The organism is Bacteroidota bacterium (genome assembly GCA_020161395.1).
In the GTDB taxonomy this organism is placed as follows: domain Bacteria; phylum Bacteroidota; class Ignavibacteria; order Ignavibacteriales; family Ignavibacteriaceae; genus UTCHB3.
Window position 1 is genome coordinate 18,407 of the sequence record JAIUOE010000012.1, and the last position, 14,275, is coordinate 32,681.

General features: G+C 38.3%; 2 protein-coding genes and 1 CRISPR repeat array (1 of these 3 only partly in view). Both genes read right to left on the reverse strand.

Going from position 1 to position 14,275, the window contains the following annotated elements; all coding sequences use genetic code 11:
- A CRISPR array of direct repeats spans positions 1-12,812; the repeat unit is 31 nt; unit sequence ATTTCAATCCCTCATAGGTTCGATTTAAGAC; it begins 2,222 nt to the left of the window's first position.
- A gap of 97 nt (positions 12,813-12,909) precedes the next feature.
- The gene (cas2, locus tag LCH52_14885) at positions 12,910-13,176 is read right to left on the reverse strand and encodes a CRISPR-associated endonuclease Cas2 (GenBank protein MCA0389771.1); all 267 of its coding nucleotides are present in this window, start codon (positions 13,174-13,176) and stop codon (positions 12,910-12,912) included.
- Positions 13,177-13,179: 3 nt separating this feature from the next.
- Complete coding sequence (cas1b, locus tag LCH52_14890; GenBank protein MCA0389772.1) at positions 13,180-14,274, reverse strand: type I-B CRISPR-associated endonuclease Cas1b; 1,095 nt, start codon at positions 14,272-14,274, stop codon at positions 13,180-13,182.
- Position 14,275: the final 1 nt, after the last annotated feature.

Below are 14,275 nucleotides of genomic sequence, written 5' to 3' on the forward strand. Positions count from 1 at the left end.
AAGATATTTATTTCAATCCCTCATAGGTTCGATTTAAGACCCAAGAGAGTTGAAGGAGAACAGGTACCGGAAAGAAATTTCAATCCCTCATAGGTTCGATTTAAGACACAGTTGCCGGCTGACAAAATAAACATTTTTGGAATATTTCAATCCCTCATAGGTTCGATTTAAGACCTCCTGCGCCTGTTTTGTCCGTGTTTTCCACCGTGCCATTTCAATCCCTCATAGGTTCGATTTAAGACCCTACTGATATTTTTTAATTTTACTTTGTATAAAAAATTTCAATCCCTCATAGGTTCGATTTAAGACTAACCGAAAAAAAATATCTTTACTTATTTCTGCATATTATTTCAATCCCTCATAGGTTCGATTTAAGACCCTAACAAGCTCCCTAAAGCGTTAATTTTAATAGAGATTTCAATCCCTCATAGGTTCGATTTAAGACTTGAAAAAACAGCAACTGAAAAAGACTTATTCAGTTAATTTCAATCCCTCATAGGTTCGATTTAAGACAAGAGGACATGGCTATTAATTTCAAAAGACTATCGGCTATTTCAATCCCTCATAGGTTCGATTTAAGACTCATCATATATATCTATCGGCTCCCCTTTTTTTGCCCATTTCAATCCCTCATAGGTTCGATTTAAGACAGTTTCCCTAACAGTGTTGCCATTCCAAACTTTTCGGATTTCAATCCCTCATAGGTTCGATTTAAGACGGGTCTTTGGCTGATTAACACGAAGGAAGTTAATTACATTTCAATCCCTCATAGGTTCGATTTAAGACGGATGTATTTGCCGTTTTTCAGCTCCAGATTATAGGTGATTTCAATCCCTCATAGGTTCGATTTAAGACAGGAGTAATTGGTCTTATTGGTATGCTTGGGTTTACAAATTTCAATCCCTCATAGGTTCGATTTAAGACTTTCGACAGCACAAAGGAGATGCAAGAGCTTAACGCATTTCAATCCCTCATAGGTTCGATTTAAGACCTGCGGAACACTACAAAAGGGAGTAACCCGTAAGGATATTTCAATCCCTCATAGGTTCGATTTAAGACATAATGCCTACGGAGAACATTTACGCCATCACTTCCGATTTCAATCCCTCATAGGTTCGATTTAAGACAAAAACCGATTCAATTTTATTTTGCCATCCGTCTTTAATTTCAATCCCTCATAGGTTCGATTTAAGACACGGCAGGAACATTCACTAAATTCGTTCTCAATTTATTTCAATCCCTCATAGGTTCGATTTAAGACCAGATGCCATTGCTTGCCATCTCAAAGACAACCAAATCATTTCAATCCCTCATAGGTTCGATTTAAGACCAACCGGTCTCGGTTCTAAGATTGCGGTTATTGACAGATTTCAATCCCTCATAGGTTCGATTTAAGACTTTCAAAGTCTGCATTTTTAGAATGTAATATCTGTTCTATTTCAATCCCTCATAGGTTCGATTTAAGACTCTCCTGCCCGCAACTTTTGCAGGTGTCTTTTTTGCCATTTCAATCCCTCATAGGTTCGATTTAAGACTCGACAAAAGAGCCAAAAGACCCGAAGATAGAGACTATATTTCAATCCCTCATAGGTTCGATTTAAGACGGCGAAAAAGAAAGACAGAGAGTACATTCCGAAGCATTTCAATCCCTCATAGGTTCGATTTAAGACTTAAAGGCTCCTGGTGAGAAGTCAGATATAACAGACCATTTCAATCCCTCATAGGTTCGATTTAAGACATTTCGATAATACAGACTGATTAACTTGTATTGGGTATTTCAATCCCTCATAGGTTCGATTTAAGACCCCCGCTTGATCTTCTAAACAGAAATTCTAAACTCGTATTTCAATCCCTCATAGGTTCGATTTAAGACCAAACTGAATTTTATCCCTTTGGCTGTCGAGAAGGGCATTTCAATCCCTCATAGGTTCGATTTAAGACATTACTTGTCTGTCGTTTGCGGGGTTACCGGTAAGAAATTTCAATCCCTCATAGGTTCGATTTAAGACTATACAGGCAGGAACGCCCGGAACCATCCCTGTTGCATTTCAATCCCTCATAGGTTCGATTTAAGACTAGTCTAACCCAAACTGATTTGTCCCTCCCAAAGAAACATTTCAATCCCTCATAGGTTCGATTTAAGACTCGTTCGTTTGTCGTAATTTGGTTTATCGTCACAGGATTTCAATCCCTCATAGGTTCGATTTAAGACTTGTGATTCTCCTTTATTCGAAAATTCTTTTTAGGGATTTCAATCCCTCATAGGTTCGATTTAAGACGCTGGGTAATTGTCAGTCTGGAGACATCTTCACTCTATTTCAATCCCTCATAGGTTCGATTTAAGACTAAACAGCTTTCATTATTCGCCTTCCATTTCCAGAAATTTCAATCCCTCATAGGTTCGATTTAAGACACTTCGGGAGTTCCTTTAAGTACCGGTCGTATACCTATTTCAATCCCTCATAGGTTCGATTTAAGACGTGTTTTGCATCAACTGTATTGCCTGCAAAATTAATAGATTTCAATCCCTCATAGGTTCGATTTAAGACCCCCTTCCTTCTTCCACTTTTGACATTCTGAATCTATTTCAATCCCTCATAGGTTCGATTTAAGACTCCTGCAACAGCTTTTCTTCAAGAAATGTTTCGATCGATTTCAATCCCTCATAGGTTCGATTTAAGACTCCCGATGTAAAAATAATTGGCAATACTATATATGCATTTCAATCCCTCATAGGTTCGATTTAAGACTTACGATACCAAGGCATTCGGGAATGAGCAGGCAAAATTTCAATCCCTCATAGGTTCGATTTAAGACTATGCCGGAAATGTCATGGCAAAGAAAAAAGGAGGATTTCAATCCCTCATAGGTTCGATTTAAGACTTTGTGAAAGACGGCGGTTGCTACGCTGAAATTCTTGGATTTCAATCCCTCATAGGTTCGATTTAAGACTGTTGTTTAATTTTTCTTTTCGTAAATCGGGTAACCGATTTCAATCCCTCATAGGTTCGATTTAAGACTCGATCGCTATTTGCTCATCGAGATCATTCAGCATCTATTTCAATCCCTCATAGGTTCGATTTAAGACTGGTGCGTCCGCGTATTACATGAACTTGGATGTGCATTTCAATCCCTCATAGGTTCGATTTAAGACTTGATCTGTGCATAGTTCTTTTTCAGAAGGTCAGTCTTATTTCAATCCCTCATAGGTTCGATTTAAGACTTTATCCTGGGATATTATTTTATTTGGAGAAAAAAAATTTCAATCCCTCATAGGTTCGATTTAAGACTCAGAATGTTAATATATATGGCGAGGCAATTGATAAAATTTCAATCCCTCATAGGTTCGATTTAAGACTTATCCCACTATAAGCAACTACAACTGCCTGAGTACCATTTCAATCCCTCATAGGTTCGATTTAAGACAAGAGCTAAAGAAAATGGTAAAAGACGGCTCTTTAGGCAATTTCAATCCCTCATAGGTTCGATTTAAGACCAGGTACAGGCAGAGATAGATTATCGCAATGCCTTAAATTTCAATCCCTCATAGGTTCGATTTAAGACTTGAATGTACAATGAGTTATTGTTGCACCTTTTTCAAGTAATAAATTTCAATCCCTCATAGGTTCGATTTAAGACGCAGAGCCTGCCTGATTTCTACCGGTTGTTGCAACATTTCAATCCCTCATAGGTTCGATTTAAGACTAGCTGCAGAGAACATCAATGCAGCACATCTTGCATATTTCAATCCCTCATAGGTTCGATTTAAGACGACTTGCTGGTGGACAGGGATTTGGTATTAGTTTATTATTTCAATCCCTCATAGGTTCGATTTAAGACCGCTGCCTTTGCTTCATTTGTTTCGATCCTTACCAGAATTTCAATCCCTCATAGGTTCGATTTAAGACGCTCGCATCAAACTCGGTTTCATCAGGGAAAATAGTATTTCAATCCCTCATAGGTTCGATTTAAGACCGGGTTTCCCCATCAATCGTAAAACCTATAATTGTATTTCAATCCCTCATAGGTTCGATTTAAGACCAAAATCGCAAACGATGCGGTAAACGGCACTAAGATATTTCAATCCCTCATAGGTTCGATTTAAGACCGGTCAAAGTGGCGGGGCTTCTACTGCTTCTTTATTACTATTTCAATCCCTCATAGGTTCGATTTAAGACCACAAACCCTGTCACTTTTTCAGGTAACACAGCGACATTTCAATCCCTCATAGGTTCGATTTAAGACCCGGTCTTGGCAAGAATTTGGATGGGTCCTTGGAGGATTTCAATCCCTCATAGGTTCGATTTAAGACCAAATGCGAAAGAAGGTATCAGATTAAAAGGTACTCCATTTCAATCCCTCATAGGTTCGATTTAAGACAATTCAGCCGGTGTTACATTATCTGTTACAAGAGAATTTCAATCCCTCATAGGTTCGATTTAAGACAAGACGAGTACGAGATGCTTTGGGAAACCGAATGGGAATTTCAATCCCTCATAGGTTCGATTTAAGACACTTCAAACTGCCAGAGGATTACAATCAGAATGTATATTTCAATCCCTCATAGGTTCGATTTAAGACAGATGGAAAGCAGATGGCTATCACCTGTTCTTGAACCAATTTCAATCCCTCATAGGTTCGATTTAAGACATAATAAGCAATGTGACTGTAATGAGTTATAAAACAGAATTTCAATCCCTCATAGGTTCGATTTAAGACTGGAAGATCCTTCGAAAGTCTGTGATCTCTTCTCAGCTATTTCAATCCCTCATAGGTTCGATTTAAGACCAGGTCGATGATGCCTTTCTGAAGTGGAAAGATGAATTTCAATCCCTCATAGGTTCGATTTAAGACCTCCTGTGGTTTCAGTTCCAACTCTAATAATATAGTTATTTCAATCCCTCATAGGTTCGATTTAAGACGATATACTAATAATATTTGCAACATTCTTTAGATAATTATTTCAATCCCTCATAGGTTCGATTTAAGACTGAAAATTATTGGTAATACGGTGTACGCAGATAACATATTTCAATCCCTCATAGGTTCGATTTAAGACCAGGCGGGTATATGGGATGTGGGAGCGTTTGTAATAATTTCAATCCCTCATAGGTTCGATTTAAGACTCTGTATTGCAAAAGGTGGTAATTGGACAAACTCTGATTTCAATCCCTCATAGGTTCGATTTAAGACTTGCAAGGGATTCGGATAACCTGACCCGTGTTGAATGATTTCAATCCCTCATAGGTTCGATTTAAGACCGATCCAAATAGCAGCCAACAAAACAGGTAACAAAGTATTTCAATCCCTCATAGGTTCGATTTAAGACGCAATAAGTTCCATGACCGGCAAACAATGGAACTCGCATTTCAATCCCTCATAGGTTCGATTTAAGACGAAACCCGAACCGAAACAGCGGGCTTTTTTGACAGCATTTCAATCCCTCATAGGTTCGATTTAAGACTCGGCGGGGCTGATCTAACTTTCAGACAGGTAACACCATTTCAATCCCTCATAGGTTCGATTTAAGACTGACCTCGATTAATTATATTCTTTGCGGAACTCGATATTTCAATCCCTCATAGGTTCGATTTAAGACTGCCAGAATAAACATATATTTTTTTCCCTGTTGTGGATTTCAATCCCTCATAGGTTCGATTTAAGACTCCATAATGTCACATTGCCGTTTACCCAAATGCCGTTAATTTCAATCCCTCATAGGTTCGATTTAAGACCAATGGGTGCAAATTGCAACTCAATCTTATATCTTGGATTTCAATCCCTCATAGGTTCGATTTAAGACGAGTTTACAAATAACCAGATCACCTATTTTTATATGCATTTCAATCCCTCATAGGTTCGATTTAAGACAGGACGACCTCCCGTTTTAGTTTTTTTTGCTTATTTTATTTCAATCCCTCATAGGTTCGATTTAAGACCTAAAGAAATACTTTGGAATTGGGAAGCATACGATTATATTTCAATCCCTCATAGGTTCGATTTAAGACAAATAGTAACAAAAGGTAACATTTTTGCCAAATAAAAAATTTCAATCCCTCATAGGTTCGATTTAAGACCGATAATACTGTTCACAGGTGTACAATAAAAAATGGATTTCAATCCCTCATAGGTTCGATTTAAGACATTTTAATGATTTTTGAAGGGTCTCATTGCTAACATCATTTCAATCCCTCATAGGTTCGATTTAAGACGTAACCTACACATTTATTAACGACACTAAAGAAGTATTTCAATCCCTCATAGGTTCGATTTAAGACCCGTTCCACCGACATTAGTAGTCAACCAGTCAAAAAATTTCAATCCCTCATAGGTTCGATTTAAGACAAGGTGTCACAACAAACCCTTCAATAAGATATGGTTATTTCAATCCCTCATAGGTTCGATTTAAGACTATTTAAGGGATATGCAGAGGATGGCTCACTTTTAAAATTTCAATCCCTCATAGGTTCGATTTAAGACCTCTTTATTGATTGGCCTTACAATTGATGGAGAAACAATTTCAATCCCTCATAGGTTCGATTTAAGACTCAACCCTCAACCGATCTTATACCTGGGGCCAACCATATTTCAATCCCTCATAGGTTCGATTTAAGACCACCCTGACATGGATTGACATATCCGAACATCTTGCATTTCAATCCCTCATAGGTTCGATTTAAGACTTATTGCCGGCACTGACTTTATTTTTGTCAGGATGATATTTCAATCCCTCATAGGTTCGATTTAAGACTGTGCACATTAAAAAAAGGAACAAAATGCCAGTAATAGATTTCAATCCCTCATAGGTTCGATTTAAGACCAAGATGAGTGTGGAAATTAATTCAGATCCATCATTATTTCAATCCCTCATAGGTTCGATTTAAGACATATATTTTGGTTACGGAGTACCTCTGCAGTAACAATATTTCAATCCCTCATAGGTTCGATTTAAGACAATACAAATGGTAGATCAGAAAACCCACAATACAAATTTCAATCCCTCATAGGTTCGATTTAAGACATAGATTTTCTTGCCTGTTGTTGATATGGTATTAGCGATTTCAATCCCTCATAGGTTCGATTTAAGACCTGCGGATCGATTTCGACTCCTTTAGTCTGCATCTCCATTTCAATCCCTCATAGGTTCGATTTAAGACTGGCAGCGGGCACCCGAAATAAAAACAATACAGATTATTTCAATCCCTCATAGGTTCGATTTAAGACAATCCTGGTCAGAAAAGCTCAGGAAGACGAATCGCAATTTCAATCCCTCATAGGTTCGATTTAAGACTTCGAGTTCCTCTTCCGTGAAGACGGGAAAGTAATCATTTCAATCCCTCATAGGTTCGATTTAAGACCTTGGTATCTTCAAGCATGGGATCGAGCTTCGCACTATTTCAATCCCTCATAGGTTCGATTTAAGACTTTGTTTCTGCATCTATAATAAATCCCTTTACACAATTTCAATCCCTCATAGGTTCGATTTAAGACCTCCCCAATCAATCGAACCGATACGGGATTTTTTTAAATTTCAATCCCTCATAGGTTCGATTTAAGACCAAACCACTATCTCCATACCAAAAGACTCATTCAACCATTTCAATCCCTCATAGGTTCGATTTAAGACTTTCTCCATCCAAAGGGTATCGACTATCCTGATCTATTTCAATCCCTCATAGGTTCGATTTAAGACCCTCATCTTAAAACGCCTCGTAAACGCGTAAAAGCCCATTTCAATCCCTCATAGGTTCGATTTAAGACTGGAACCCGGACAGAGCTGGAAAAACTCTTCTCCATTTCAATCCCTCATAGGTTCGATTTAAGACCACTTGCAGTTTTGGGATTGGTGGCGTTATGATAAGTCATTTCAATCCCTCATAGGTTCGATTTAAGACGAGCTGAAATCGCACTTTCTGAAACGAAATACCTTTGTTATTTCAATCCCTCATAGGTTCGATTTAAGACTTGGTAAAAGAATCCGAAGCCGAGACTAAAGAAATGCTATTTCAATCCCTCATAGGTTCGATTTAAGACCCGTCTTGCATTTGTTTCCGTGGCATTAAAATACTATTTCAATCCCTCATAGGTTCGATTTAAGACGATTTTCAGTTTTACCCCTTCCTCAAGCTCAATCCAATTATTTCAATCCCTCATAGGTTCGATTTAAGACTTTATTGAAAGTTAAATAAAAAGGAAACCAAAAAAATTTCAATCCCTCATAGGTTCGATTTAAGACGAAGTTCGGAAAGGGAGAATACACTTCGCTTAAGCATTTCAATCCCTCATAGGTTCGATTTAAGACAACACGAAATAAACAACCTAACAAAAGGAGCAACAAAAATTTCAATCCCTCATAGGTTCGATTTAAGACGTGATGTTGTTCAAAAGCTTAAGGGGATCGTGTCAGAATTTCAATCCCTCATAGGTTCGATTTAAGACTTTGCGGGGCAACTCGTGGGAGCGAAACGCAAGACCATTTCAATCCCTCATAGGTTCGATTTAAGACTTATTTTATTTGGAGAAAAAAATGAGACCTTTCAAAAATTTCAATCCCTCATAGGTTCGATTTAAGACATATGCCAAGATAGCCAAGAGATTAGAGAAATCAACATTTCAATCCCTCATAGGTTCGATTTAAGACTTGAAACAACCCGTATAACTTACCGTGCCTGCTAAAGATTTCAATCCCTCATAGGTTCGATTTAAGACCATTGAACCAAGAGGGGTAAAAAACCATCTCCCGTATTTCAATCCCTCATAGGTTCGATTTAAGACAAGAGATAAGGCAGGGTATCCTGAAAAGCAACACCACATTTCAATCCCTCATAGGTTCGATTTAAGACCAAGGCAGCCATCAACCTAACCAATACCACACAAGACAATTTCAATCCCTCATAGGTTCGATTTAAGACTCAATAGATGGAACATCATAATCCCATTTTTTACCCAATTTCAATCCCTCATAGGTTCGATTTAAGACAAAAGAACGCCTACAATTGCACGATCAACAACTGGCATTTCAATCCCTCATAGGTTCGATTTAAGACTAGACTCCCTCATGCCCGGATGCAAGCTTTTCACATTTCAATCCCTCATAGGTTCGATTTAAGACCAAAAAGATTAGAAGACCTAACATCTCTAACAAATACATTTCAATCCCTCATAGGTTCGATTTAAGACATATCACGAAGCAGTTAATAACACCGAACATTCTGAATTTCAATCCCTCATAGGTTCGATTTAAGACAAGCAGGATGAACCCCGGGGAAAAGATTTACATCGTATTTCAATCCCTCATAGGTTCGATTTAAGACAAAGCATAAACTATCAATAATATTCACTGTAGAACTATTTCAATCCCTCATAGGTTCGATTTAAGACGTTGCTATCTGACCGTTGAAATTTGGACTTGTACCAATATTTCAATCCCTCATAGGTTCGATTTAAGACAACATTTGAGGGATTTTTCTGTAAGTCTTTACATTATTTCAATCCCTCATAGGTTCGATTTAAGACAATCCAACAGTTTGAAGCCGCCTACAAAACTACCACATTTCAATCCCTCATAGGTTCGATTTAAGACCACAAACCCTGTCACTTTTTCAGATAACACAGCGACATTTCAATCCCTCATAGGTTCGATTTAAGACTCCATCAGGATGTTAAGGTTTATCTCGAATCCATTTAATTTCAATCCCTCATAGGTTCGATTTAAGACGCTGGAAACAGACTGCTGCAAAGAGTCGGCAAAGAAATTTCAATCCCTCATAGGTTCGATTTAAGACATATTTTGGTTACGGAGTACCTCTGCAGTAACAATATTTCAATCCCTCATAGGTTCGATTTAAGACTTTATATAGATATTATCTTACTACATTACTACAATGTATTTCAATCCCTCATAGGTTCGATTTAAGACTTTTTCCTCGCGGACGGATGGCATGCACTTAAACTGCATTTCAATCCCTCATAGGTTCGATTTAAGACTCACCAACAACATAATTACCCACACGACTGATTCCTTATTTCAATCCCTCATAGGTTCGATTTAAGACCGTCATACTGTTTTACAATTAGCTCCGGTATCTCCATTTCAATCCCTCATAGGTTCGATTTAAGACAAGAATTATTTTGCACGGGCTTACAACCTGCAAGAAGAATTTCAATCCCTCATAGGTTCGATTTAAGACTCCGGTCTTTCATCATATCAAGCTTTACCTCTAATCGATTTCAATCCCTCATAGGTTCGATTTAAGACTGTGCCCGATATTTTAACCCTTCACAGGCAGCTTTATTTCAATCCCTCATAGGTTCGATTTAAGACTTGAGATTGACAGAGGGTCAGGTTATGAGGTAGAATTATTTCAATCCCTCATAGGTTCGATTTAAGACGGGCTTCACCTTTCATCGGCTTGTGCGTTCCGACCTATTTCAATCCCTCATAGGTTCGATTTAAGACGAGGAAAATACCGGAGCAGACCCTATAATTTCCTCAGTATTTCAATCCCTCATAGGTTCGATTTAAGACACGGAATACGGTATATCAGTTTTGCCCGTAAAGATATTTCAATCCCTCATAGGTTCGATTTAAGACAAACAGACTTTTTTGATAAATGACAGGGATAATCTTATTTCAATCCCTCATAGGTTCGATTTAAGACGAAGGTATCGGTGGTGTTGGTTGTTACGCTGTTACCATTTCAATCCCTCATAGGTTCGATTTAAGACATGGCTGTTTGGGTCGATCCATCGGTTCACAAAGACCATTTCAATCCCTCATAGGTTCGATTTAAGACTGTTTTTTGGTTAAGAAGTGCCTCGACTGTCGTAATATTTCAATCCCTCATAGGTTCGATTTAAGACTAACCCTCGGGAAGTTTGTTACGCATAATCATAACTATTTCAATCCCTCATAGGTTCGATTTAAGACTGGGTGAAAAAATGAAAAAGTACGAAGAATATGAGATATTTCAATCCCTCATAGGTTCGATTTAAGACGAGTTTTTTCATGACTGGGTTTTTCGAGGATCACAGTAATTTCAATCCCTCATAGGTTCGATTTAAGACAAGCTCTGTCAGGCTCTCTAAACAACAATAAATATTATTTCAATCCCTCATAGGTTCGATTTAAGACCAAGGTACTTAAGACAGTTGTTCGAAGAAAGGAAAGATTTCAATCCCTCATAGGTTCGATTTAAGACTTCCTGCTTTATTTCGATCGCCCGAATCCTTTGTTCGATTTCAATCCCTCATAGGTTCGATTTAAGACCAGTTCAGAAACCAAAAATCTCACAGCCTGTTTATATATTTCAATCCCTCATAGGTTCGATTTAAGACGTGTTCCTGTCCGTGTACCGCAGGCTACCAAACCAATTTCAATCCCTCATAGGTTCGATTTAAGACGTTACGATCGCCGCGCCCCTTTTGGTTACACTCAATAATTTCAATCCCTCATAGGTTCGATTTAAGACACAAATTGTCCATATCAGCTTCAATCGAATATTCACATTTCAATCCCTCATAGGTTCGATTTAAGACTTTTACAACTAAAGCTTTATTTGCTTCTGATATTTATTTCAATCCCTCATAGGTTCGATTTAAGACTAATCTTCTTCTTGTTGCAATACCCATTGCGTCTATATTTCAATCCCTCATAGGTTCGATTTAAGACCGCGTGTTGGATGACTATAAAGCCCGCTACATAGCATTTCAATCCCTCATAGGTTCGATTTAAGACACCAGTTCAACAGCGACCCACAGAGCGTTCAGACGGATTTCAATCCCTCATAGGTTCGATTTAAGACCAACCGCTTACTACGAGTGTGTGCACTGTAATGAAGATTTCAATCCCTCATAGGTTCGATTTAAGACGCGACCTGACATTCCTTCATACTGCGGACTGGCATGCATTTCAATCCCTCATAGGTTCGATTTAAGACGTAAAAATGATTTCAGAGGGTGTTGACATTCCACGATATTTCAATCCCTCATAGGTTCGATTTAAGACCACTCTGTGCCCAGCTCGTTATTATTGTGCTCATAATATTTCAATCCCTCATAGGTTCGATTTAAGACATACGAGGTATCTACGCTCCTTCTGTAGGGCACATGAATTTCAATCCCTCATAGGTTCGATTTAAGACAGAAACCCTTCAGTATTTAGAGGAAGCTATTCTGAATTTCAATCCCTCATAGGTTCGATTTAAGACCAGGTTTTTTACCCGTCTGCACAGTTCTTCATTTTGTCATTTCAATCCCTCATAGGTTCGATTTAAGACCATATCATAGCAATCAGGATCGACCTCGGTATAGCATTTCAATCCCTCATAGGTTCGATTTAAGACTGAACCGGTTTCGGCCTTTAATTTCTGGTAGGATGATTTCAATCCCTCATAGGTTCGATTTAAGACTCACACGGTTTAAGAGCGGTGACGCCCCTAAAGCGGAATTTCAATCCCTCATAGGTTCGATTTAAGACCTATTTCAGACGATACAAAAGATGATCAGATTGAGAATTTCAATCCCTCATAGGTTCGATTTAAGACCAACAAAGATGGATCTCGAGAATGAGATTAATCAATTATTTCAATCCCTCATAGGTTCGATTTAAGACAATTTCACCGTGAAAACCAAGAGTGCTGCCACAACATTTCAATCCCTCATAGGTTCGATTTAAGACTTTGTGTGTCTGACATCTGATAGCCTTCGACAGTTTATTTCAATCCCTCATAGGTTCGATTTAAGACGAGCTTAAAGAAGTCACTCTCTCGGGTGATTATGGATTTCAATCCCTCATAGGTTCGATTTAAGACCCGTACAAAAACATGCGAAAACGGGCTAAAAATAAAGAAAAACATATTGTAAAAATCGTCGAGGACAGATAGTGTAAAAAGTGTGCAGTTTCGACGACTAAATGAATGTGTCGGTATCGTTTTTATCTTTACCGATTACATTCCGGGTTGTATAATTTCGTGAATCAAAAGTGTAATATATAACAGAATCTTCAGAACTGTTAATTATGTTTTTCACTTTTGCCCTGATTTCCTCAAATCCTGAGTTAGTTATTTCACCCTCGAATACTGAATTTTGCACCCACATCAGACGGGTCCTCAAATAGTTTAATATTTTTATTCCCCGTTTCGGGTTTGCAATGTCATAAACCATAATTATATACATAAATCACCACCAGATTACAAAAGGTTTATACTCTTTGTCACCAAGCAGGTGTTTAATCAGTTTATACGCTTCCAGCCTGATTAACTGCCTGTAACTAACGCTTCGCTTAAGCGTTCTGTGCTTGATAGTTGTTTTAAGTTTCTCGTCGAATTCTTTCAGAAAGATTTTTCGTCCTTCCTCTTTAAGGTGACAGAAATTCAGCTCTTTAGTAAAATGCTTTTGCTGAATTATTCCTTTGTTGATCACAGAAAATATTATTCTGTCAGTAAGCAATGGTTTAAATATCTCTGCCAAATCCAGACTCAGGGAGTATCTCGCAGTACCCGGCTCATGAAGGAAACTGATAGTTGGTGTAAGCTGAGTTTTGTGCAACTCTGAAAGAACCACATTATACACGAGCGAATTCCCGAACGAAATCAAAGCATTAATTGGATTCAGGGGTGGCTGCTTACTCCTTTTATCAAAATGAAAGCCAGGGTTAAGAATTTTGTTCCAGCACTGGTAATAAGTCTGCCGTATGTTCCCCTCTATACCCATGATCTCAGCAACTGTTTTCGCCGCGGGAAGTGTGTCCCTTAATCCGTTAATGACCCCGATTTCCTCTTTTAGATCGCAGTCTCTGACATTATAATAGTTGAGATTCTTCAAAATATTCGCACTTGCTCCCAGTATCAGTTTCGACGCAAGCTCTACCCTCTTCTCTTTTTTGGAGTAGTGCATAACCTGATTTACAGTAAGTTTTCCTGAAACAAGTGTCTCCTTCGGAACAAAGGACCCCGTATAATTGCCGTAATAATTGTAGAAGTGCAGAAGAATCCCCTTCGTGGCACAAAAATTAATGAAACGGGTGTTAAACTTTATCTCTCCAAACGAAAAAATGGCTTCAATATCCTCAACAGGGATCGGTTTCCGTGTAATTCTTTGAGGCTCCAGTACCTCGCTCTCTTCAGAATAAGCCTCATTTTCATCCCCTGCCGAGAACTCCTCCTCTTCACCATTTACAGAGTCTCCGGGGTCTTCATAGCCAGGTTCAAAATAAAGTGTATTATTTCTCCGCATCAGTTTTCCGGATGAAAATATATAGTAGTTCCTTTTCAAA

Bases quoted from the DNA above. Each gene is read 5' to 3' on its own strand.
- cas2 (MCA0389771.1), bottom strand. From the start codon at position 13,176: ATGTATATAATTATGGTTTATGACATTGCAAACCCGAAACGGGGAATA.